Origin of the sequence: Streptomyces telluris, from assembly GCF_024519335.1 — a bacterium.
In the GTDB taxonomy this organism is placed as follows: domain Bacteria; phylum Actinomycetota; class Actinomycetes; order Streptomycetales; family Streptomycetaceae; genus Streptomyces; species Streptomyces telluris.
The window spans coordinates 22,126-44,772 of the sequence record NZ_JANIID010000037.1 but is presented as its reverse complement, the minus strand read 5'-3'; the positions used below and the strand labels follow the sequence as shown (position 1 = coordinate 44,772).

Sequence of the window (22,647 nt, the reverse complement as noted above, 5' to 3'; positions counted from 1 at the left end):
TCTCGGGCCGGCTGTTTCCCTGGCAACCCGACACCCTTGGCGGGCGCCACCTACAGCCGCCAGCCGCGGGATTGTGAAGTTAAGGATGCAGGGTCACTCAGAGGGGGACAACATCGATCGGTTTCAAGAGCGTCTCGGTCAAAGCAAGAGTGACAGGCCGGGCTGATATCGCGCCAGGGAGTCACCCGAGCTGGCGGTTGACCAGTTCGTGGAAGAGGCCCGTGGTGTCGGACAGGAGGGTGGCCGGGGGGCCCTGTTGGGTTATTCGGCCTTCCGACATGACGATGACGCGGTCGGCGTCCATGACCGTGGACAGGCGGTGGGCGATCACGATGCGTGTGGATCGCAGGGTCCGGGTGGATTCGATGACCACGCGCTGGGCCTCGTTGTCCAGGGCGCTCGTGGCCTCGTCGAGGAAGAGGATGCGGGGCTTGCGGATGAGGGCCTGGGCGATCATGAGGCGCTGGCGCTGGCCGCCGGAGACGGTGCCGCCGCCGTCGGAGAGCATGGTGTGCATGCCCATGGGCATCGCCTTGATGTCGTCGGCGAGGCCTGCCGTCGCGGCGGCCTCCCAGGCCTCTTCGAGGGTGAAGTCGCCGGCGCCGCGGATGCAGTCGAGGATCGAGCCGGAGAAGGGCTGGGCGTGCTGGAGGACGACGCCGCACTGGCGGCGGACGGCCGGCCGGTCGAGGGCGGCGAGGTCCTGGCCGTCGTAGAGGACGCTGCCGGAGGCGGGCTTGTCGAAGCCGATGAGCAGGCGCATGAGGGTGGACTTGCCGCAGCCGCTGGCGCCGACGACGGCGACGAACTCGCCCGGGCGCACGTCGAGGGTGACGTCGTCGAGGACGAGCGGGCCGTCCGCGCTGTAGCGGTAGGACAGGCTTCTGGCTGCTACGGCGCCGCTGAGTTCGCCCGGCTGGACGCTTGCGCCGCGGGCCTCCACCTCGGCCCGGAGGATCGGCCTGACCTGTTCGAACATCGGCTGGACGGCGGCGGCCGACAGGAGGGCGCCGGTCAGCTGGGTCACGGAGGACAGCAGCATCGTGACGGCGGTGCTGAAGGTGAGGAAGTCCCCGGCGGACATGCTGCCCCGGGCCGGGCCCGCCAGGAGCATGAACATCACGAGCGTGCACAGGGGCAGGCAGACCGCGTTGAGCACGGTGACGACGTTCTTGAGCCGGCCGATGCGCTGTTGCAGTTCACGGGTGCGGGCGAACTCCCGCGCCCAGGCGGCGTAGGCGAAGCTCTCGGCCGCGGCGACGCGCAGCTTCGGCAGTCCCCGCAGGGTCTGGAAGGCCTGGTTGTTGAGCTTGTTGCTCAGCTTGATCAGCTGCCGCTGCCAGCGCAGCTGCCACAGCCCCAGGCCCAGGAAGACCGCCGCGATGACGGTGAGCATGGCGGCGGCGGCCAGCGCCAGCGGCACGCTGTAGACGAGCAGCAGGGCGAGGTTCATGGTGCCGACGGTGGCCGCCTGCAGGACGACCGGGCCGATGCCGGACAGCGTCCGGCGGACGGCGCTGACGCCCATGGCCGCACCGGCCAGTTCGCCGGTGGAACGGCCGGTGAAGAACGTCGTCGGCAGCCGCAGCAGCCGGTCCCATACGGCCGGCTGCAGGGTGGCCTCGATGCGGCCTTCCATGCGCAGGACGGAGACGTTCTGCAGCAGCATGAAGACCGCCGAGACGACGCTCGTGACGACGAGCGCCAGGGCGGTCTGCACGATGAGGCCGGTCTCGGCGGCGGGTACGTACGTGCCGAGCACCCGCCCCGTGGCGACGGGCACGAGCGCGCCCAGGGCGACGGAGACCAGGCCGCCCAGCAGGATGCCGCGCAGGTCCCTGCCCGTGCCGCGCACGCTGAAGCGCACCAGCCCCAGCGGCCCCAACGGCACGTCCGGCAGCGGACGGTAGAACATGACCGCCCGCGGCTCGAATGAGGACCCGGCGTCCTTCCCCACGCGCTCCCGCCTGCCGGTCGCCGGGTCCACCGCCTCGTAGCGTCCGCGCCGCCACAGCAGGGCGACCGGTGCCCCGTCCCCCGCGCGCCGGGCCACCAGGGGCCCGCCGTCCTCCTGCCACCAGCGACCGCTCAGCCTGACGGTACGGGTGCGGATCCGCGAGGCGAGCGCGATGCGTTCGACGGGGTCCGTCAGACCCTGCGAGGCCGCGCCAGGCTCGGACAGGGCGATGCCCGCCGCTCCGGCCACCAGCCGGCACACCTCGAACACCGCACTGTCGTCGCCGGCCCCGCGCCCTCCGCGGGACCTCCTGCCGGAGCGGCCGATGGAGGCGAGCAGCACCCGGTCCGCCTGGGTGCGTGCGGCCTCGCCCGCCTCGATGCCGGCGGCCGTACGGTCCTCGTGGGCGCGCTCCAGCTGCTCGATCCAGCGGTCGAGGGCGTACAGCAGGCGGTACTGCTGGTCGACCATGCCCTGCCACATCGCCGCGTCGACGAGGAGGCTCCCGGCGGCGTACCCCTCGTACGCGGCGCCGTACTGCACGCTGCCCGGGGCGATCTGCATCCACAGGACGTCGTCGGTACCCCTGCTCCCGGCACCCCCGGCACCCCCGGCGCTCCCGGCACCCCCGGCACCCCCGGCACTCCCGGCACCGGTCCTGTTGTTGTCCAGCGGCGCCTGGTACAGCACGTGCAGGCCGCGGCCGACGCCCAGGGCGAAGGCCTCTTCCAAGGGGCTCAGCACGCCGTCGGACGAGCCGTGCCACATGTCGCCGTACGCGTACAGCTCCCCCAGCTCGATGCGGCGCAGCCGGCAGCCCTGCCGCGGGCGGCCGGTCAGCGTGTGCGCGGGGCCCTCCGCCGGGCCCAGCAGCAGCGTGCCCGGTTCCAGCCGGCCCAGGAAGTGCCAGTGGCCCGCCTGTGCGACGTCGACGGCGAACAGGTCCAGCTCGCCGTTCTCGACGAGCCACAGCACGTGCGGGCCTTCCAGCGACAGGCTGCGCAGGCCCGTGCAGTCGACCGGCGCGCCCAGAGCGCCCATGGCCGCCACCACCGGATCGGCGGCGGGGGCGTAGGAGTACCCGGTCGTCATCTCAGTGCTCCTTGACCAGTTCCGCGTACGCGCCCCGCGCGGCCGCCAGGTACTCGTGCCGCCCGCGTTCGACGACCGTGCCCCGGTCGAGTACGACGATCTCGTCGCTGTCGCGCACGGTGCTCAGCCGGTGGGCGATCACGACGCAGGCGCAGCCGCGGCGCCGCAGGTTGTCCATGACGGTCTGCTCGGTGACGGCGTCCAGGGCGCTGGTCACCTCGTCCAGGACCATGACGCTGGGGCGGCGCACCAGTGCCCGGGCGATCTCCAGGCGCTGGCGCTGGCCGCCGGAGAAGTTGCGGCCGTCCTGTTCGACGCGGCTGTGGATGCCGCCGGGGCGGCGCGCGACGACGTCGTGGACGGCGGCGTCCTCCAGGGCGGCGACGACGGCCTCGTCCGGGATCGAGGGGTCCCACAGGGCGACGTTGTCGCGCACGGTGCCCTCGAAGAGGAAGACGTCCTGGTCGACGAAGGAGACGGAGGCGGCCAGTGCGCCGCGCGGGATGTCCTCCAGGCGCATGCCGTCGATGCGGATGGCGCCTTCCCAGGGGGCGTAGAGGCCGGAGATGAGGCGGGAGACGGTGGACTTGCCGCTGCCGGAGCCGCCGACGAGCGCGATCTGCTGCCCGGGGCCGACCGAGAGGGAGAAGTCCTTCAGCAGCGGGGCGTCGAGGGGGCTGTAGCCGAAGGTGACGCCCTCCAGCTCGACGTGGCCCTTGAGGCGGCGGGTGCCGGCGGGGGCCTCGCGTCGCGCGTAGACGGGGTCGGCGGGGAAGTTCTCGACGTCCTTGAGGCGGGCGACGTCGGCCGCGAAGTCCTGGATCCGCCCGGCGACGCCGTTGAGCCGGGTGATCGGCGCGGTGAAGCCGGTGACCAGGGCCTGGAAGGCGACGAGCAGGCCGACGGAGAGATGGCCCTCGACCGCCCGCACGCCGCCGATCATCAGGATCAGGGCGCTGTTGAGCGCGGCCAGCGCGGGCGCGACGACGGCCAGCCACGCGCTGGGCACGCCGAGCCGCTGCTGCACGTCGAGCGTGACCGCGTGCTGACCGGCCCAGCGGCGGAAGAAGCCGTTCTCGCCGCCGGTGGCCTTCATCGTCTCGATGAGGGTCAGGCCGCTGTAGGAGGTGTTGGTGAGCCGGGCGCTCTCGGCGCGCAGCTTCTGCGTCCCGGTGGCCCGCACGCGGACCACGATGCGCATGGCCACGACGTTGAGCAGCGCCATCAGCACGCCGACGACGGTGAGTTGCGGGTCGTACGTCCACAGCAGCACCGCGTAGAGCAGCACGACGACGGCGTCCACGCCGGCCGCGGCGAGGTCGCGCGCCAGGGTCTCGGCGACCGCGTCGTTGGACTGCAGGCGCTGGACGAGGTCGGCGGGGTTGCGCTGGGAGTAGAAGGTGACCGGGAGCCGGAGCAGGTGCCGCAGGAAGCGGGCGCTGCCCAGGGTGGAGGAGATGATGCGCCCGCGCAGCAGGTTGGCCTGCTGCAGCGCGGTGAGCGTCGCGGTGAGCACGAGGGCGGCCGCCATGGACGCGAAGAGCACGCCCAGCAGGGACGTCCTGCCGCCGATCAGGAACGTGTCGATGTACGTGCGGCTGAGCGCGGGGACCGCCGCGCCGACGACCACCAGCAGGAGGCTGGAGATCACGGCGGCGAGCAGGGTGCCGGAGGTGCCGCGCAGGCGGGCGGGCAGGGCGCCGGCGACGCCCGGCCTGCGGCCGGTGCGGCGGAAGTCGTCGCCGGGTTCGAAGGTGAGGACGACGCCGGTGAAGGCGTCGTCGAACTCCTCCATGGGGACGAACCGCCGCCCCTTGGCCGGGTCGTTGACGTACACGCCGCGGCGGCCGAAGCGGCGGCCCGTGCCGTCGTAGACGACGTAGTGGTTGAACTCCCAGAAGAGGACGGCCGGCGCGCGCACGCCGGCGAGCGCGCCGACGTCCATCTGCATGCCCTTGGCCTTCAGCCCGTGGCTGCGGGCGGCCTTGAGGAGGTTGCTCGCGCGGGAGCCGTCGCGCGAGACGCCGCACGCGATGCGCAGCTCCTCCAGGGGGACGAAGCGGCCGTAGTGGCCGAGCACCATGGCCAGCGCGGCGGCGCCGCACTCCACCGCCTCCATCTGCAGCACGGTGGGGGTGCGGACGGGCCGGGGCGTGCGGCCCCGGGGGGCGGGTGCGGGGGCGCGGCGGCGGCGCGGGGCGGTCACGGCAGCAGCCAGTCGACGGGCCGCTCGTCGGCGAGGTGGACGGATGCGGTGACCGGCGTCGTGGAGTCGACGGCGTACGGGGGGCCGTCCGCCGAGGACCAGCGGTAGCCGGACCGGGCGGCGGGCGAGCGCTCCAGCCGTACGAGCACGGCGACGGGGCTGCCCTGCCGGGTGAACTGCGCGGCGAGCCGTGCGTCGCCGAGGAAGCCGCCGATCTGCGCCGGGGTCTGTGGTGCGCGTCCGACGGCCTGGACGCGGCCGCGCAGCACGCCGAACTTCTCCCGGGGGACTGACTGGACGCTCAGGTCGACGGGGGCGCCCACGGGGATCGTGCCGCCGCTCCCGCCGGGCACGTAGAGCATGGCCACCAGCGGCTCGTCGGGGTTCGTCACCTTTTCGACGGTCGCGACGTCCGCGCCGGTCGCGACGACCGCGCCCGTCTTGGCGACGAGCGTCGTGACCCGCCCGCCGGCCACGACGCGCACCGTCCGCTCGCCCCGGTCCGTGCTGAGCTGCAGCAGGGGGGCGCCCGGCGCCAGCAGCTGGCCCTCGCGCGCGAGGACTCCGGTGACCTGTCCCGCGTACGGGCTCTGCAGCAGATAACTGCCCTCGGCCCGGGTGAGAATGCCGGGTGCGCTCAGCCTGGACGACACCGTTCCGGTGAACGCCCAGAAAGCCGCCGCGGCGACGACGGCGACCGTGACGGCCAGCACGAGCCGGCCCTGCGGGCGCGCGAATCCTATGGGCAGATCGAGCTCTTCGGGCGATTGCAGCTTGGAAAGCGCCTGCTGGCGGAACTGCACGGACTATTCCTTCTACTGCAGCGGTGAATCGGCTGCCGATAACCGGGTACTGAAAGGTGCGGCGGGAATTCGGGCAGCCGTGAACCCCGGAACAGGGGAGGAGTTCCGGGATTCACGGGTGGCGGTTTTCTCAGAGACCGGCGACGCCCGCGCGCACGCCGACGATGCCCTCGACCTGACCGGCCGCGCCGGGCACGGCCTGGACCGTCTGCAGCGAGGTCACGGTGTCCAGCACGTTGTGAACGTCGCCGGTCACGGCGCCGAGCAGGCCACCGGAAATGCTCACACCGCCGGAAACGGCGTCCAGCTCGGCGTCGGCGATCTCACGGGTCTCAAGGTTGTCACGCATGATGGCGCACCCTTCGTTTGTGTCTGAATGTTTCTCAATCGACCGCGTCGGCCCGGCCGTCACCGGCCACCGTTCAAAGAGCCGCCGCGATGCCGCAGATATAAGCACGCGAACGGGCGGCGCGGCCAACCGCATTGACGCCCGGAGCCTCATTCCGAAGGTGCGCTTTCGGATTCCTCCGCATGATCATCACATGTTCTTCACAGGATCGAGTAACAGATACACAGGCGCCATGATCCGCGCGGAACATAAATGGACACACGCCCATCAAGCGCGTCGGGCATAACCGGCATATCCAGGGCCGGCGCGAGGGGGCTACCCGCGGTACTCACAGAATGTGGAGATTTACTGGAACGACGTTCGGTGACGGGTGCGGCACGTGGCGTGCGGGGCCGGGCGGGGGGGTGGGGCACGGACACGCCCGCCCGTGCGGCCCGCCGCTCGCGCAACGCTGACGTTTCACCGTCGTCCCCGAAGCCTGTGTTTCCCGGCGATCAGGCCACGCCCTGCAGCAGCGTGCGCGCGGCAGGGGCCCGGTCCGGCGCGGAGGCCGTCACGGCCAGGTGCGCCACCGAGGCGAGGGTGATGTGCCGGTGCCAGCCCTGGAAGGAGCGCCCGGCGAAGTCCGGCATCCCCACCCGCTCGGAGACTTCGGTGAAGTCGCGGGCGACGGTGTCGGTGAGCCGGGCCAGGCGCAGCAGGTGCGCCGGCGGGACGCCGGTGCCGCCGGCCTCCGTCAGCCAGAACCGCACGGGCCCCGGGTCCGCCGCCGCCCACTCGGCCAGCAGCAGCGCCTGCAGGGCCGGTGCGCCGCCCGCGCCGCAGCCGCCCCCGGAGGCCCGCACGGGCACGGCCGCGATCAGGCCCGCGGTGCTCCCGCCGCGCGGGTCCTGCCATTCCGCCCGGCGCCTGAAGCGCTTCATGGACTCGACGATCCGCCAAGCGGGCAGCTGCCGGGTGCTGCACCCCGGCAGGGCCGCGTCGTCCACGCTCAGGACGGTCTCGCGGCAGATGCGCATGACGAGGGGCCGGTCCGTCCCGTCGCGCATGCGGACCAGATCGCCGGGGTGGAGGCCGGGCGCGTCCAGCACCACGGGAAGAGCGGACGTCTCCCACGGCACGGGGGCCCGCAGCACGGCGTCACGGGCGTACTCCCCCACCGTGGCGGCGCCCACGCCCGCCGGGATGTGCGCGCGGGCGCGGCGCACCGGGTCGTCCAGCCAGGGCCCGGACAGGACCAGGCTCCAGTCGACGGGCACGCCGGCCCGCTCCGAGACCAGCCACGCACCCAGCGCCTGCTGGGCGTTGACGGTCCGCCCCAGCTGCGGCAGGAAGCGCCGCCCGGCACCGACGGCGTGGGCCCCGGACTTGGGGATGAGCGTGGTCCTGACCACCCACGCCTGCGGTTTCACCAGTTGCTGCGCGTACCGCGCCAGCGACCGCCGGACCGGCTTCCACCCCCAGGAGGAGCCGCTGATGAAGTGGTGCACGCTCTGCTGGGCCGGCTCCCCGCCCAGCTGGGCCGCGATGTTGCTCAAGGTCTTGCGGCCCTCGGCCGCGAGCAGGCCCTGGACGTACTGTTCGGCCTTCAGCCGCTGGTCGTTCCTCGGCAGTGACATGAACAGGTGCGGGCTGAGCTGCCGGAGCAGCCCGGCCGGCCCGTCCGAGCGCTGTTCCATCGGACCCCCTCCGGTGTGCCGCCGGGCCGCCGCAGCCCGGCACGAAGCGACAGTACCGACCGGCCGCCCCGTTTCTTCAGTCACGAATTTCTGCCACGGGGCGGTCCGGGCCCGCCCTTGAAGGACACGGCACGCGCCGGCTCCGCGGGCCCTCCGCGAGCCCTCCGCGGGCCCCTCCTGCGAGGCGGAGCCGGCCTGGTGCGCGGGGAGACGGCGGCGGTCCTGAGCCGTACGGAACCGGGCGCCATCGAAGCGGAACACCCGTTGCGGCTTCTTCGTCGAGGAAGGCCGGTTCCCGCGCCCGGGGGCCGTCGTCAGCGCCCCGTGAAGAAGTCCCGCACCCGGCGCCGGCCCCGGCGCTCCGCCGTGTAGTCGTCGTCCGCGTCGTCGTCGGGGCCCTGCAGGACGGTCCAGCTGACGGCCGAGACCGCGGGTTCCAGGGAGAGGCGGCTGACGGCCTCCTCCAGGAGGCTGTCGTCGCGGCGCTCCGTGGTGAGGTCGGCCGAGACGGTGACCTTGCCGGGGGCCTCGGCGTCCGCGCTGTAGACCGAGCGCAGGCGGAAGCCGGGGCGGGCGACGGCCTGGACGGCGAGGGTGCGGACGTGGGCCTCCTCGGGCTCGGTGCACACCACCTCGAAGTGGTAGTCGGTGGCCACTTCCGCGCCGCCGTGCGGCCCCCGGTCGAGGCCGCGCGCCAGCGGCCTCAGCAGGGTGTTGGCCCCGACCACGCCCACCGTGCCGAGGGCGGCCACCACGTACAGCCCGGTCCCGGCGAGGGCGCCGACGGCGGCCGAACACCACAGGGTCGCCGCGGTGTTGAGGCCGCGCACGCTCAGCCCGTCGCGCATGATGACGCCCGCGCCGAGGAAGCCGATGCCGGAGACGATCTGCGCGGCGACGCGGGAGCCGTCGTAGCCGGTGGTGCTGGTGGCGGAGGCGAAGCCGTACTGGGAGAGGAGGACGAAGAGGGCGGATCCGGCCGCGACCAGCGCGTTGGTGCGCAGCCCCGCCATCCGGGCCCGCCACTGGCGCTCCAGTCCGATGATCGCACCGAAGCCCAGGCCGGCCGCGATGTTGGCCGCCATGTGCCACTCGTTGACCACAACCATGATCCACCTTCCTCGTCGGTATCTCTATCGGCCGGTCACAGCCAGGTGTTGAATCGCCGGACGTACCAGGTCTTGACCGCCTGGGTCAGGGCGCAGTACGCGAGCAGGATCGCGATCAGCCACGGGAAGTAGCCCATCGGCAGCGGCTCCATCGAGAGCGCCGGGGCCAGCGGCGAGAACGGCAGGAAGAGGCCGAACGCCATCACCACGGCGGTCATCACCATCACCGGGACCGAGGCCCGGGACCCGGTGAAGGGCACCTTGCGGGTGCGGATCATGTGGACGACGAGGGTCTGGGACAGCAGGCCCTCGACGAACCACCCGGACTGGAACAGCGTCTGGCCCGCCTCGCTGTCCGCCCCGAAGACGTGCCACAGCACCAGGAAGGTGGTGATGTCGAAGACGGAGCTGATCGGGCCGATGCAGAGCATGAACCGGGCGATGCCCTTGGCGTCCCACGTGCGCGGCTCGCGCAGGTACTCCGGGTCCATGCGGTCCCAGGGCGTGGCGAGCTGCGAGACGTCGTAGGCGAGGTTCTGCACCAGCAGGTGGATCGCGAGCATCGGCTGGAAGGGGATGAAGGCGCTGGCGACCAGGACCGAGAAGACGTTCCCGAAGTTCGAGCTCGCCGTCATCTTGATGTACTTGATGGTGTTGCCGAAGGTGGTGCGGCCCTGCTCGACGCCCCGCTCCAGGACCGTGAGGTCCTTCTCCAGCAGGATGATGTCGGCCGACTCCTTGGCGATGTCGACGGCCGTGTCGACGGAGATGCCGACGTCGGCGTCGCGCAGCGCCGCGGCGTCGTTGATGCCGTCGCCCAGGAAGCCCACGGTGTGCCCCTCGGCCTGCAGCGCCCGGACGATGCGGGCCTTCTGCACCGGGTTGGTCTTGGCGAAGACCGTGGTGGCGCGGACCAGGGCGCGCAGCTCCGCCTCGTCCAGGGTGTCCACGACGGCCCCGGTCACGACGGCCCCGACGTCGATGCCGACGTCGGCGCAGACGCGCGCGGCGACGAGCTCGTTGTCGCCGGTGACGACCTTGACGGCGACGCCCTTCCCGGCGAGGGCCTGCAGGGCCGCAGCGGCGTCCGCCTTCGGCGGGTCGAGGAAGGCCAGGAAGCCGACGAGGGTCAGCCCGTCCTCGTCCGCGACGCCGTAGGTCTCCCGCTCGGCGGGCAGCGTGCGCGTGGCGACCGCCAGCACGCGCAGCCCCTGCCGGTTGTGGTCCTCGGCGGTGCGGGTGACGCGGCGGCGCAGCCCGGCGTCGAGCTCGGTGCGGCGGCCGTCCTCGGCCATGTGGGTGCACAGCGCGAGGACTTCCTCGACGGCGCCCTTGGTGATGATGCGGTGTTCGCCGGCCGCGGGCCCGCCGGCCGCGGGCCCGTCCAGGTCGTTGCGCCTGAGGACCACCGACATGCGGCGGCGGGCGAAGTCGAAGGGGATCTCGTCGACCTTGGTGAAGCGGGCGTCGACGACAACCTCCTCGGCCTCGAGCACGCGGTCGATGACCGCCTGGTCCATGAGGTTGCGCAGCCCGGTCTGGAAGTGGCTGTTGAGGTAGGCGTATTCGAGGACCTCGGCGTCCTCCCGGCCGTGCGCGTCGAGGTAGCGGTCGAGGACGATGCGGTCCTCGGTGAGCGTGCCGGTCTTGTCGGTGCACAGCACGTCCATGGCGCCCAGGTTCTGGATGGCGTTCAGGCGCTTGACGACGACCTTGCGCTTGGACATGGCGACGGCGCCGCGCGCGAGGTTGGTGGTGACGACCATCGGCAGCATCTCGGGCGTGAGCCCGACGGCCACGGCGACGGCGAACATGAACGCCTCGTTCCAGTCGCCCTTGGTGAAGCCGTTGACGGCGAACACGAGCGGCACCATGACGAGCATGAACCGGATCAGCAGGAAGCTGACCTTCTTCACGCCGGCGTCGAAGGTGGTCTCGGGGCGCTCGCCGACGAGCGAGCCGGCCATCGACCCGAAGTAGGTGTCCGCGCCGGTGGCCACGACGACGCCGGTGGCGGTGCCGGAGGTCACCGAGGTGCCCATGAGGCAGAGGTTGTCGGCCTCTACGGGGTCGGTGGTCGTCGACTGGCCGTAGTCGTGGGTGCGGGTATCGGCCTTCGCGACCGGCAGCGACTCGCCCGACAGCGCGGCTTGACCGACCATCAGGTCCTTGGCGGTGAGCAGGCGCAGGTCCGCCGGGACGAGGTCGCCCGCGGCGAGGTGGACGACGTCGCCGACGACGACCTGGTCCATGGGGATCTCGGCGGTGACCGGCGCCGCTGTGCGGTCGGCGCGGCGCTGGACGGCGGTGGTCGTGGTGACCAGGGCGCGCAGGGCGGCCGCGGCGCCCGCCGAGCGGTGCTCCTGCCAGAACCGCAGCAGGCCGCTGACCAGCACCATCGCTCCGATGATGGGGATCTTGGGGTCGAAGGGCTCCTCGTCGGAGACCTGCAGCCACTGCACGTACATGATCACCAGCAGGACGGCCAGGATCATGATGAAGGGGTTCCAGAAGGCCTTCGCGAGCTGCGCGTACCAGCGGGGGCCGGTGTCGTGCGCGACGACGTTCGCACCGTCGCGGTCGAGCCGCAGTTCGGCGTCGTCCCGGCGCAGGCCGTGGGGCGTGGCGCGGGTGTCCTGCAGGACCTGCGCGGCGGGCCAGCCGCTGATCCGGGCCAGCCGGTCGCCGGCGGCGCGGGTGCGGGCCTCCAGCTCGGCGGCCTTGCGCTCGCGGCGGGTGCGGCCCGGCGGGGCGAGCTTGCCGGGCGTGAGGGTGGTGTTGGTCATGGCGGAACCTCTCTCCGGGCACGACGGCGCAGCGCACGAACGCATGGCGGCATGGCCTCATGGCGGCATGGCGGTGCGGCCGGGCCGTGGGCACGGAAAAGTCGGTGGTGCTATGGAGTCGCTACGGCTACCGAAAGGCAGGAGAAAGCCGTACGGGCGACCGAAGACATGGCCCGATAAGGGCCTGATACCCGATAAGGGTCTGATAAAGGAAGTGCGCGCACCGGCGCCCGGGGTACACGACCCCGTACGTCAACTCAGTGGATCAGAGCGCTGCGCGAGCAGAAACCGCACTGGAGCGAGGACTTCCCTCGGGACTCCGACTGGTCATCCCGATCACCTCCTCGCTCGTACGAACAATGCAGGCACCGCGCGAAATGCACGCCAAATGCGGCCGGAGCGGCACCTTCAGCGTCTAGCTTGCCATATGACGTCAAGCCGTCCGCAATCAGTAGGTAATACAAGGGTCAAAACCATGGAGGAGGCCGGCCCGGTGCCCGTGGCGGACCAGGCGCCGCCGCCCCTCGTCCGGCACAAGGCCGCCCGCTGGGGCGCGGGCTTGCTCCTGCTGCTGGTGAGCGGGCCGCTGCTGTGCCGCGCCTGCGACGTGGACGGCGTCACGCCGATGCCCCAACTGCTGGCGTTCCTGCCGTGGTTGCTCGCTCCGGCCGCGACGGCGCTGGTCCTCTCGGCGGGCACCCGGTGGCTCGCGGGCTGCGCGTGGGCGCTGACCGCGGTCCTCGGCACGCTGTTCTTCCTGCCCCCGTACGCGGCCGGCCGCGCGCCCGTCTCCGGCCCGGTGGTGGCCCGGCTGCGCATCCTGACGGCCAATCTGGAGTTCGGCGGGGCGACCCCGGCCCTGCTGGAGGCCCTGCGGCGCGAGAAGCCGGACCTGGTCTCGGTGCAGGAGTGCGCGCCGGAGGAGTGCGCACCGGCCCTGGAGGGCGCGCAGGTGCGGGCCGCGTTCCCGTACCGGGTGATCGTCGGGGGCGGGCGGGCGCAGGGGTCGGCGCTGCTGAGCAGGTTCCCGCTGCGGCCGGACGGCGCAGTGCCGGGCACACTGGCGATGCCGCGGGCGCTGGTGCGGCTGCCGGGGGCGCAGCTGCTGTTCCAGGTGGTGCACCCGATGCCGCCGGTGGCGGGCGGGCTGGAGCTGTGGCGGACGGAGCTGGGCCGCGTCCGCGCCATGGCCGCGGGCCGCGGCAGCGGTCCGACCGTCATCGCGGGGGACTTCAACGCCTCGCAGGACCACGCGGCCTTCCGCTCCGTCCTGGACACGGGGATGCGCGACAGCGCGGCCGTGGTGGGCCGCTCCCGGACGCCCACCTGGCCGTCGCTGACGGCGCCCCCGCTGGGCGCCCAGATCGACCACGTCCTCCTCAGCCCCGCCCTGCAGCCCGACCGGGCCCGCTTCCTGGACCTGCCGGGCACCGATCACCGGGCGCTGGTGGTGGACGCGACGCTGCACGGGTGAGGGCGGCCCTCCCCGGACGGCCCCGGACGTCCCGGTCGCCCCGGACGTCACACGGGCGGCAGGACGTCCGGGCCGATGACGGGCGTGTCGTCGTCGTGCAGCCCGCCGCACGGGGGGTGGTGCTTGCAGAAGAAGCCGCGCCCCGTGCAGTACGGGCAGAGGTGAGCCCCCGTCATGTGGCCGCCCTGGCCGGGCTGGGTCAGGTAGAGGACGGCCGCGTGGTAGTCGCCGCTCCCCCTGCACCCCTTGCAGAAGGCGTGGGGGCCGGGGCACGCCTCTTCAGGCTCACTCATATCCGTGATGATGCGCGCCTGCCGCAGGAGCCGTACCCCACTTGGGCACGACTCCTCCTTTCTGCGTACGGCCCCCGCCTTTCGTCGTACGTCCGGCACGCCGGCAGCCGCGGCCCGGGAGCCGCCGGGCCGCGCTCAGCTCATCCGCAGCGCCAGGAAGAAGTCCAGCTTGTCCTCCAGGCGCGACAGGTCCCGGCCCGTCAGTTGCTCGATCCTGCCCACCCGGTAGCGCAGGGTGTTGACATGCAGATGCAGCCGCGTCGCGCACCGGGTCCAGGAGCCGTCGCAGTCGAGGAACGCCTCCAGCGTCGGGATGAGCTCGGCGCGGTGCCGGCGGTCGTAGTCGCGCAGCGGGTCCAGGAGCCGGGCCGTGAAGGCGCGGCGGACGTCGTCGGGGACGAAGGGCAGCAGCAGGACGTGCGAGGCCAGCTCCTGGTGGCCCGCCGCGCACACCCGGCCCGGGCGCGCGGCGGCGACCCGGCGGGCGTGGCGGGCCTCCTCCAGCGCCCCGCGCAGGCCCTCCGCGGAGTGGACGGCGGCGCTGACGCCCAGCGTGAGGCGGCCGTCGTCGTCGAGCCCGCGGGAGAGCGGCTCGCGGACGGCCGCGAGGATCCGGTCCGCGTGCAGGCCGGGGATGCGGCCCTCCTCGCCGCCCTCGGCGCCGCCCGGCACGGCGGGCAGCGGCACCAGCGCCACGGCCTCGTCGCCCATGTGGGCGACGGCGATGCGGTCGGACGGCTCGGGCCCGGCCGCCTCCGGGGCGACGAGCATCTCCTCCAGCAGGGCCTGGGCGACGGGACCGCCCGGGATCTCGCCGTCCTCCCACTCGACGCGGGCCACCACGACCTGCCAGTGCGGCGCCGTGCCGAGGCCGGGCAGCAGGACGGGCGCGGCGACGCGCAGGCGGGCGGCGATCTCGGCGGGGGCCGCCCCGGCCTGGACGAGTTCGAGGACCTCCTGGGCGAGCCGGCGGCGCACGGTGCGGGCGGCGTCGCGCCGGTCCCGTTCCACCGCGATCAGCTGGGTGACGCCGTCGAGCAGGTCGAGCCGCTCCGGCGACCAGTCCCCGGCGTCGGCCTCGACGGCCAGCAGCCAGTCCGACAGGACCGTCTCGCGCACGTCGCGGGCCGCCAGGGCGCGGCTGCTGTGGCTGATGGGGAAGAGCGAGTACGTGTCGCCGGCGACGGTCACCCGGTGCGGGCCGCGCCGTCCCGTGCGCGAGGCGGCCAGGTGCTCGCCGGCCAGGGTCGCGCTGACCGCGGCGGGCAGCTCGGGCCCGGCGCCCGCCAGCGAGGAGCCCGCGATGGGGCGCCCGGTCGGCGAGAGCACCCACGCCCGCAGGTCGAGGTCGGAGCCGAGCAGGTCGAGGACGACCTCGGGGCCGCCGCCCGCCGGGCCCGACGTCATCAGCCGGCGGTGCCGGTCGACGACGGCCGCCAGGTCCCCGGCGCGCTCGCTCGACACCTGCCGGACGACGTGCTCGGTGATGGACGCGAAGGAGACGTTCTCGTTCACCGAGAACAGCGGCAGGCGGTGGCGGGCGCAGGCCCGGATCAGGTCGTCCGGGATGGAGGCCATCTCGGCCTCGCCCGCCGCGAGCCCCGCCACGCCCGCGCCCGTGAGGATCCGCACGAACCGCTCGGAGTCCTCCGGCTCCCGCCGCCAGGCGAGGCCGGTGAGGACCAGTTCGCCGCCGGAGAGGTAGCGGCTCGGGTCGCGCAGGTCGGTCGTCATCACGCCGCGCACCGTGCGGTCGAGCTCGTCCTCACCGCCGAGCAGTCGGAGGCCCAGCGCTTCGGTCTCCAGGAGTGCGCGCAGCCGCATCGTGGTCGCCGCCGATCTGTCTTGTTGTTACCAGTGGAATGCAGTGAGGTTTCCCAACCCCGTCTTTCGTTCGAATCTACAAGATGGGCGCTCTGGCCAGCCAACCGCTTCATGTTTTCGGTGACTGCACCGTCCCGCCGGGCGCTCTGTGTACTGGGCCCACAGCGTGCGGCACGGCCGCGGAGGGCGGCGGGCCGCCACGCGGAATCCCCCCGCCGGACCACCCGGCACGCCCCCGGCACACCCCGGCACATCCCTCGGACGACCCTGTGAGACCGATCGAGAAGAGAAGCCCCATGGAGTTCCTGCGCCCCGGCAGCTGGGAGGAGGCTCTGGCCGCCAAGGCCGAGCACCCGGAGGCCGTGCCCATCGCGGGCGGCACGGACGTGATGGTCGAGATCAACTTCGATCAGCGCCGGCCGGACCACCTGCTGGACCTGACCCGCATCGGCGATTTGTACGAATGGGAGACCGGGGAGGACGAGGTCCGGCTGGGCGCCTCCGTCCCGTACGCACGGATCATGGAGGAGCTGCGGGCCGAGCTGCCCGGCCTGGCGCTCGCGGCGCACACCGTCGGCTCGCCGCAGATCCGCAACCGGGGCAGCGTCGGCGGCAACCTCGGCGCCGCCTCCCCCGCCGGGGACTCCCACCCGCCCCTGCTGGCGGCGGGCGCGCGGGTGGAGGCGGAGTCCGTGCGCGGCACCCGGCTGATCCCCGCCGAGGAGTTCTACACCGGCGTCAAGCGCAACGCCCTCGCCCCGGACGAGCTGATCCGGGCCGTGCGCATCGCGCGCGCCGACGGGCCGCAGCAGTTCTCCAAGGTCGGCACCCGCAACGCCATGGTCATCGCCGTGTGTGCGTTCTCCCTCGCCCTGCACCCGCGCAGCCGCACGGTGCGCACCGGCATCGGCTCCGCGGCCCCCACGCCGGTGCGGGCCCGCGCCGCGGAGGACTTCCTCGCCGCGGCCCTGGAGGAGGGCGGCTGCTGGGAGTCCGGGCGGCCCGTGCCGCCCTCGGCCGCCCGCCGGTTCGCCGAGCTCGCCGCCGGGGCGTGCAACCCGATCGACGACGTGCGCGGCAGCGCCCGCTACCGCCGGCACGCGGTCGCCGTGATGGCGCGCCGCACGCTCGGCTGGACGTGGGACGCCTACCGCGGCGGGGGGAGGGAGCGCCGGTGCGCGTGAACTTCACGGTCAACGGCCGGCCGCAGCAGGCCGACGACGTGTGGGAGGGCGAGAGCCTGCTCTACGTCCTGCGGGAGCGGCTCGGGCTGCCGGGCTCGAAGAACGCCTGCGAGCAGGGCGAGTGCGGCTCGTGCACGGTCCGGCTGGACGGGCTGCCGGTGTGCGCCTGCCTGGTGGCGGCGGGCCAGGCCGAGGGGCGGGACGTCGTCACCGTCGAGGGCCTGGCCGAGCACGCCCGGCGGCGCGCCGCGGGCACCGCCGCGCCGACTGAACCGGCTGAACCGGCCGGGACGAGCCCGGACGAGGCCCTGCGCTGGACGGCGGCGCCGGACGCCGGCACGGGCGCCGTGGCGCTCTCCCCCGTCCAGCAGGCCTTCGTCGATGCCGGCGCCGTCCAGTGCGGCTTCTGCACCCCCGGCCTGCTCGTCGCCGCCGACGAGCTCATCGAGCGCAACCCCGAGCCCTCCGACGCGGACATCCGCGAGGCCCTGTCGGGCAACCTGTGCCGGTGTACCGGCTACGAGACGATCCTCGACGCGGTCCGCCTCGCGGCCGCCCGCGCCGGAGAGGCGGGCCCGCGATGAGCACCGCGCACACCCCCGCCGGCCTCGGCCCGGCCACCCGCGCCGGCACCCACGCCCACGGGGGCGTCGGCGAGTCCGCCCCGCGCCCCGACGGCACGCTCAAGGTCACCGGCGAGTTCGCCTACGCCTCCGACCTGTGGCACGAGGACATGCTGTGGGGGTTCACCCTCCGCAGCCCCCACGCCCACGCCAGGATCCTCTCCGCCGACGTCGCCGGGGCGCTCGCCACCCCGGGCGTGTACGCGGTCCTGACCCACGCCGACCTGCCCGCCGCGACCCGCTACGGGCTGGAGATCCAGGACACGCCCGTCCTCGCCGACGGCGTCGTCCGCTACCACGGCGAGCCCGTCGCCCTCGTCGCCGCCGACCACCCCGAGACGGCCCGCCGCGCCGCCGCCCGGATCCGCGTCGCCTACGAGGAACTCCCCGTCGTCAGCGACGAGGAGAGCGCCACCGCCCCCGGCGCGCCCCTGCTGCACCCCGCCCGCGACGACCACCACGCCGCCCACGTCCCCCACCCGAACGTCGTCCACCGCCAGCCCGTCGTCCGTGGCGACGTCGCCGCCGCCCGGGCCCGCGCCGACGTCGTCGTCACCGGCGACTACGAGGTCGGCATGCAGGACCAGGCGTTCCTCGGCCCGGAGTCCGGGCTCGCCGTGCCCGCCGCGGACGGCGGCGTCGACCTCTACATCGCCACCCAGTGGCTCCACGCCGACCTGCGCCAGATCGCCCCGGTCCTCGGCCTCCCCGAGGACAAGGTCCGCATGACCCTCTCGGGCGTCGGCGGCGCCTTCGGCGGGCGCGAGGACCTGTCCATGCAGGCCCACGCGTGCCTGCTCGCGCTGCGCACCGGCCGGCCCGTGAAGATGGTCTACAACCGCTTCGAGTCCTTCTTCGGCCACGTGCACCGCCACCCCGCCCGGCTCCACTACGAGCACGGCGCGAGCCGCGACGGGCGGCTGCTGTACGTGAGGGCGCGCATCGTCCTCGACGGCGGCGCCTACGCCTCCTCCTCCCCCGCCGTCGTCGGCAACGCCGCGTCCCTGGCCGTCGGCCCGTACGTCGTCGGCGCCGTCGACGTCGAGGCCCTCGCCCTCTACACCAACAACCCTCCCTGCGGGGCGATGCGCGGCTTCGGCGCCGTCCAGGCCTGCTTCGCCTACGAGGCCCAGATGGACCGGCTGGCCGGACGGCTGGGCCTGGACCCGGTGGAGTTCCGGCAGCGCAACGCCATGGAACAGGGCGCCGTGATGCCGACCGGGCAGGTCGTGGACGCCCCCGCGCCCGTCGCCGAACTGCTGCGCCGCGTCAAGGCCCGGCCGCTGCCGCCCGAGCGGCCGTGGGAGACCGCCGGGGGAGCGCCCGACGTCCGCGCCCTGCCGGGCGGGCTGTCCAACACCACCCACGGCGAGGGCGTGGTCCGCGGCGTCGGCTACGCGGTGGGGATAAAGAACGTCGGCTTCTCGGAGGGCTTCGACGACTACTCGACGGCCCGCGTGCGGCTCGAAGCCGTCGCCGGGCAGCCGGTGGCCACGGTGCACACCGCGATGGCCGAGGTCGGCCAGGGCGGGGTGACCGTCCACGCCCAGATCGCCCGCACCGAACTCGGCGTCACCCGGGTCGTCCTGCAGCCCGCCGACACCCGCGTGGGCTCGGCCGGCTCCACCTCCGCCTCCCGCCAGACCTATGTCACCGGCGGCGCCGTCCGGCACGTCTGCCAGGAGGTGCGCGAGCGGGTCCTCGCCCTCGGCCGCGCCCGGTTCGGCGCCCAGCACCCGGCCTGGGAGCGCGCCGAACTCGTCCTGGAAGGAGGCAAGGTCGCCACCGGCGCGGGCGAGGTCCTCGCCTCCCTCGCCGACGTCCTGGAGGACGAGGTGATCGACGTCGAGAGCGAGTGGCGGCACCGGCCCACCGAGCCCTTCGACCTGCGCACCGGGCAGGGTGACGGCCACGTCCAGTACTCCTTCGCGGCCCACCGGGCCGTCGTCGACGTCGACACCGAGCTCGGGCTGGTCAAGGTCGTGGAGCTGGCCTGCGCGCAGGACGTCGGCAAGGCGGTCAACCCGCTGGCGGTCACCGGCCAGATACAGGGCGGCACCGTCCAGGGGCTGGGCCTCGCGGTCATGGAGGAGATCGTCGTCGCCGCGGACGGGCGGGTGCGCAACCCGTCCTTCACCGACTACCTGATCCCCACGATCCTCGACACCCCCGCCATCCCCGTGGACGTTCTCGAACTCGCCGACGAGCACGCCCCGTACGGGCTGCGCGGCGCCGGCGAGGCGCCCACGCTGTCCGCCACCCCGGCCGTCGTCGCGGCGATCCGGGCGGCGACCGGGCTCGCGCTCAAGCGGGTGCCGGTGCGGCCCGAGCACCTCACCGGCACCTGAGCCCCCGCCGTAATCCGCGATCCGCAAGCCCCTCGCAGGGCACCGCCGGCCGCGCGCCCCCCAGCGGCCGGTGACGTGCCGTCCTTCGTCTCGGGCCGTCCCCCGGGTCGTGCAGCCGAACCACCCGCCCGGACCATGGGAGCAGGCACTCATGACCCAGCCATCCGTGGAGCCGAGAGGCACGGCGCAGGACGCGGGCACGGGCCCGCGCCGCGCCGCCGGCACCTCGCGGCTCGACCGCTACTTCCGCATCGGCGCACGCGGATCCACCGTCGGACGGGAGGTGCGCGGCGGCGTCACCACCTTCATGGCGATGTCCTACATCCTCCTGCTCAACCCCCTGATCCTGTCCGGCCCGGACGCCGCCGGGGACCGGCTCGGCCACGCCGGCCTGATCACGGCCACCGCGCTCGCCGCGGCGGTCTGCACCCTCCTCATGGGCCTCGTCGGCCGGGTCCCGCTCGCCCTGGCCGCCGGGCTGGGCGTCTCGGGGGTGCTCTCCACCCAGGTGGCGCCCCACATGACGTGGCCGCAGGCCATGGGGATGTGCGTGCTGTACGGCGCGGTGATCGTGCTGCTGGCCGTCACCGGCCTGCGCGAGCTGATCATGAACGCGATACCGCTCGCCCTCAAGCACGCCATCACCATGGGCATCGGCATGTTCATCGCCCTGATCGGGCTGGTCAAGGCCGGTTTCGTGCACGCCTCCAAGGGCGGCGGGCCGGTGACGCTCGGCCCCGCGGGCGAGCTGGCCGGCTGGCCCGTGCTGGTCTTCTGCGTCACCCTGCTGGCCGTCCTGATGCTGCAGGCCCGCGACGTCCCCGGCGCGATCCTGATCGGCATCGTCGTCGGCACGGTGCTGGCCGTCGTCGTCAACGCCGCGGCCGCCCCGGGGGCCGCCGCCTGGCGGAGCGGCGCGCCCGAACTCAAGGGCGGTGCCGTGTCCGTGCCGGACTTCTCCCTCTTCGGGCACGTGGAGTTCGGCGGCTGGGGGTCGCTGGGCGTCGTGAGCGTCGGAATGATCGTCTTCACGCTCGTCCTGGCCGGTTTCTTCGACGCCATGGCCACGATCATCGGCGTCGCCACCGAGGCCCGGCTGACCGACGAGCGCGGCCGCCTGCCGGGCTTGAGCAGGGCGCTGTTCATCGACGGCGCGGGCGGCGCGATCGGCGGGGTCGCGGGGGCCTCGGGGCAGACCGTCTTCATCGAGTCGGCGACCGGTGTCGGCGAAGGCGCCCGGACGGGCCTGTCGTCCGTCGTGACCGGGCTGCTCTTCACCGCCTGCCTGTTCTTCACCCCGTTGACGCGCATCGTGCCCGGCGAGGTCGCCGCCGCCGCGCTCGTCGTCATCGGAGCGATGATGATGAGCAACGCCCGGCACGTCGACTGGAGCGACCGGGCGATCGCCGTACCGGCCTTCCTGACGGTGGTGCTCATGCCGTTCACGTACTCCATCACCGCGGGTGTCGGCGCCGGCGTCATCGCCTACACGGCGATCAAGGCCGCTCAGGGCAGGTGGCGCGAGCCGGGCGTCTTCATGTGGCTGCTGACGGCCGTGTTCACGGGGTACTTCGCCCTGCACCCGATCGAGAGCTGGCTGGGCGTCAAGTAAGTCACGTAGGGAGAGGGCTGGTCATGCTGGACATCGCCGGGGAACTGCACCGCTGGTGCGGGGAAGGGCGCGCGTTCGCCGTCGCCACGGTGGTCGCCGTGGAGGGCAGCGCGCCCCGGCAGCCGGGCGCGGCCCTCGCCGTCGACGCCGGGGGCACGGTGGTCGGTTCGGTCTCGGGCGGGTGCGTGGAGGGCGCGGTGTACGAGCTGTGCCGCGCCGCGCTGGAGAGCGGCGAGAGCGTGCGGGAACGATTCGGCCAACCGGGCGACCATCCGGGCGAGGACGCCTTCGCCACGGGCCTGACCTGCGGCGGCGTCCTTGACGTCCTGGTCGTCCCGGTCCTGCCGGACGCCCGCGGGCGCGCCGTGCTGGCCGAGGCGCTGGCAGCGGCCGCGGCGGGCGGGCCGGTGGCGCTCGCCCGGGTGATCGCGGGCCCGGCCGGGCTGCTGAGCCGCGCCCTGCTCGTACGGGCGGACGGCACGTACGCGGGGACGCTCGCGGAGTCCGGCGGGCCGGACCGCGCGGCCGCCGCGGAGGCCGCCGCGCTGCTGGCCGCCGGCCGGACGGGGACGGTCACGGTGAGGCTGGAGAGCGCGGCCGGGGTGCGCTGCGGGGACCCGGTCACGCTCCTGGTGGAGTCGTGCCTGCCGCCGCCGCGCATGATCGTCTTCGGGGCGGTGGACTTCGCCGCGGCGCTCGTCAGGGCCGGCAAGTTCCTCGGCTACCACGTGACGGTGTGCGACGCGCGGCCCGTGTTCGCGACGGCGGGGCGCTTCCCCGAGGCGGACGAGATCGCCGTCGACTGGCCGCACCGCTACCTCGACGCCCAGCAGGCGGCCGGGGCGCTCGACGCCCGGACGGTCCTGTGCGTGCTGACCCACGACCCCAAGTTCGACGTGCCGCTGCTGGAGCGGGCCCTGCGGCTGCCGGTCGCCTACGTCGGCGCGATGGGCTCGCGCCGCACGCACGAGGACCGGCTGGGACGGCTGCGCGAGGCGGGCGTCACCGAGCCCGCCCTGGACCGGTTGCGCTCGCCGATCGGGCTCGACCTGGGGGCGCGCACCCCGGAGGAGACGGCCCTGTCCATCGCGGCGGAGATCGTCGCGCTCCGGCACGGGGGCACGGGAGCACCGCTGACGGGCGCACGGACGCCGATCCACCGCGAGCCGCGGGGGCTGGGGTCGGTGGCATGAAACCGGGGCGGTGGGCCCTGGCCACCGGCGGCACGGGACCAGGACGCAACAGTCTCCTCGCGCCGGCCGGACGGCGCCGCAGGACGGCGGACCATCGGCGCGGCGCCGCGGGGAG

Annotated in this window: 15 protein-coding genes; 6 read left to right on the top strand and 9 right to left on the bottom strand. The window is 73.8% G+C overall.

What is annotated here, in order from left to right; genetic code table 11:
* Positions 1-181 precede the first annotated feature (181 nt).
* The 7 genes from NQU55_RS30370 to mgtA all read right to left on the bottom strand — a co-directional run bounded on the left by NQU55_RS30370 (position 182) and on the right by mgtA (position 11,981).
* Positions 182-3,049, bottom strand: coding sequence for an NHLP bacteriocin export ABC transporter permease/ATPase subunit (locus tag NQU55_RS30370; RefSeq protein ID WP_168093340.1), 2,868 nt, complete (start codon positions 3,047-3,049; stop codon positions 182-184).
* Between the two features lies 1 nt (position 3,050).
* On the bottom strand, positions 3,051-5,255 hold the full coding sequence (locus NQU55_RS30365) for an NHLP family bacteriocin export ABC transporter peptidase/permease/ATPase subunit (protein ID WP_256791532.1): 2,205 nt from the start codon (positions 5,253-5,255) through the stop codon (positions 3,051-3,053).
* Positions 5,252-6,058: an HlyD family efflux transporter periplasmic adaptor subunit gene (locus NQU55_RS30360; RefSeq protein WP_168093339.1), complete on the bottom strand. Its 807-nt coding sequence runs from the start codon at positions 6,056-6,058 to the stop codon at positions 5,252-5,254. The genes NQU55_RS30365 and NQU55_RS30360 overlap by 4 nt, the downstream gene beginning before the upstream one ends.
* A 130-nt stretch (positions 6,059-6,188) precedes the next feature.
* Positions 6,189-6,407 (bottom strand): hypothetical protein, encoded by a 219-nt coding sequence (locus NQU55_RS30355; RefSeq protein ID WP_168093338.1) that lies wholly within the window; start codon positions 6,405-6,407, stop codon positions 6,189-6,191.
* 494 nt (positions 6,408-6,901) lie between these two features.
* Positions 6,902-8,086, bottom strand: a complete 1,185-nt coding sequence (locus NQU55_RS30350) for an IS701 family transposase (protein ID WP_168093337.1) — start codon at positions 8,084-8,086, stop codon at positions 6,902-6,904.
* Positions 8,087-8,400: 314 nt separating this feature from the next.
* Positions 8,401-9,195, bottom strand: coding sequence for an MgtC/SapB family protein (locus tag NQU55_RS30345; RefSeq protein ID WP_206329409.1), 795 nt, complete (start codon positions 9,193-9,195; stop codon positions 8,401-8,403).
* A 35-nt stretch (positions 9,196-9,230) separates the two neighbouring features.
* Complete coding sequence (gene mgtA / locus NQU55_RS30340) at positions 9,231-11,981, bottom strand: magnesium-translocating P-type ATPase (RefSeq protein WP_168093336.1); 2,751 nt, start codon at positions 11,979-11,981, stop codon at positions 9,231-9,233.
* Positions 11,982-12,456: 475 nt separating this feature from the next.
* Here mgtA and NQU55_RS30335 point away from each other — a divergent pair, with 475 nt between their 5' ends.
* A complete protein-coding gene (locus NQU55_RS30335; protein WP_256791530.1) occupies positions 12,457-13,455 on the top strand; it encodes an endonuclease/exonuclease/phosphatase family protein in 999 nt (332 codons plus the stop codon).
* A gap of 47 nt (positions 13,456-13,502) precedes the next feature.
* Here the strand turns inward: NQU55_RS30335 and NQU55_RS30330 are convergent, their stop codons facing one another.
* On the bottom strand, positions 13,503-13,748 hold the full coding sequence (locus NQU55_RS30330) for a hypothetical protein (protein WP_168093771.1): 246 nt from the start codon (positions 13,746-13,748) through the stop codon (positions 13,503-13,505).
* 135 nt (positions 13,749-13,883) lie between these two features.
* Entirely contained in the window at positions 13,884-15,572 is a 1,689-nt protein-coding gene (locus NQU55_RS30325; RefSeq protein WP_168093772.1) for a PucR family transcriptional regulator, read from the bottom strand.
* A 296-nt stretch (positions 15,573-15,868) separates the two neighbouring features.
* Here NQU55_RS30325 and NQU55_RS30320 point away from each other — a divergent pair, with 296 nt between their 5' ends.
* From NQU55_RS30320 to NQU55_RS30300, 5 genes are all read left to right on the top strand, one after another.
* Positions 15,869-16,756 carry an FAD binding domain-containing protein gene (locus NQU55_RS30320; RefSeq protein ID WP_168093773.1) on the top strand — a complete coding sequence of 296 codons (888 nt, stop codon included), beginning with the start codon at positions 15,869-15,871 and terminating at the stop codon, positions 16,754-16,756.
* Positions 16,747-17,340 carry a (2Fe-2S)-binding protein gene (locus NQU55_RS30315; RefSeq protein ID WP_168093774.1) on the top strand — a complete coding sequence of 198 codons (594 nt, stop codon included), beginning with the start codon at positions 16,747-16,749 and terminating at the stop codon, positions 17,338-17,340. The genes NQU55_RS30320 and NQU55_RS30315 overlap by 10 nt, the downstream gene beginning before the upstream one ends.
* A complete protein-coding gene (pucD, locus tag NQU55_RS30310) occupies positions 17,337-19,727 on the top strand; it encodes a xanthine dehydrogenase subunit D (RefSeq protein ID WP_168093775.1) in 2,391 nt (796 codons plus the stop codon). Before NQU55_RS30315 ends, pucD begins: the two co-directional genes overlap by 4 nt.
* A 151-nt stretch (positions 19,728-19,878) precedes the next feature.
* On the top strand, positions 19,879-21,339 hold the full coding sequence (locus NQU55_RS30305; protein WP_168093776.1) for an NCS2 family permease: 1,461 nt from the start codon (positions 19,879-19,881) through the stop codon (positions 21,337-21,339).
* A 23-nt stretch (positions 21,340-21,362) separates the two neighbouring features.
* Positions 21,363-22,532, top strand: a complete 1,170-nt coding sequence (locus NQU55_RS30300) for an XdhC family protein (RefSeq protein WP_168093777.1) — start codon at positions 21,363-21,365, stop codon at positions 22,530-22,532.
* The last annotated feature ends 115 nt before the right edge of the window (positions 22,533-22,647 follow it).

Coding starts and splice junctions, on each gene's coding strand:
- NQU55_RS30370 (WP_168093340.1), bottom strand. CDS start 3,049: ATGACGACCGGGTACTCCTACGCCCCCGCCGCCGATCCGGTGGTGGCG.
- NQU55_RS30355 (WP_168093338.1), bottom strand. CDS start 6,407: ATGCGTGACAACCTTGAGACCCGTGAGATCGCCGACGCCGAGCTGGAC.
- NQU55_RS30350 (WP_168093337.1), bottom strand. CDS start 8,086: ATGGAACAGCGCTCGGACGGGCCGGCCGGGCTGCTCCGGCAGCTCAGC.
- NQU55_RS30345 (WP_206329409.1), bottom strand. CDS start 9,195: ATGGTTGTGGTCAACGAGTGGCACATGGCGGCCAACATCGCGGCCGGC.
- mgtA (WP_168093336.1), bottom strand. CDS start 11,981: ATGACCAACACCACCCTCACGCCCGGCAAGCTCGCCCCGCCGGGCCGC.
- NQU55_RS30335 (WP_256791530.1), top strand. CDS start 12,457: ATGGAGGAGGCCGGCCCGGTGCCCGTGGCGGACCAGGCGCCGCCGCCC.
- NQU55_RS30330 (WP_168093771.1), bottom strand. CDS start 13,748: ATGAGTGAGCCTGAAGAGGCGTGCCCCGGCCCCCACGCCTTCTGCAAG.
- NQU55_RS30325 (WP_168093772.1), bottom strand. CDS start 15,572: ATGCGGCTGCGCGCACTCCTGGAGACCGAAGCGCTGGGCCTCCGACTG.
- NQU55_RS30320 (WP_168093773.1), top strand. CDS start 15,869: ATGGAGTTCCTGCGCCCCGGCAGCTGGGAGGAGGCTCTGGCCGCCAAG.
- pucD (WP_168093775.1), top strand. CDS start 17,337: ATGAGCACCGCGCACACCCCCGCCGGCCTCGGCCCGGCCACCCGCGCC.
- NQU55_RS30305 (WP_168093776.1), top strand. CDS start 19,879: ATGACCCAGCCATCCGTGGAGCCGAGAGGCACGGCGCAGGACGCGGGC.
- NQU55_RS30300 (WP_168093777.1), top strand. CDS start 21,363: ATGCTGGACATCGCCGGGGAACTGCACCGCTGGTGCGGGGAAGGGCGC.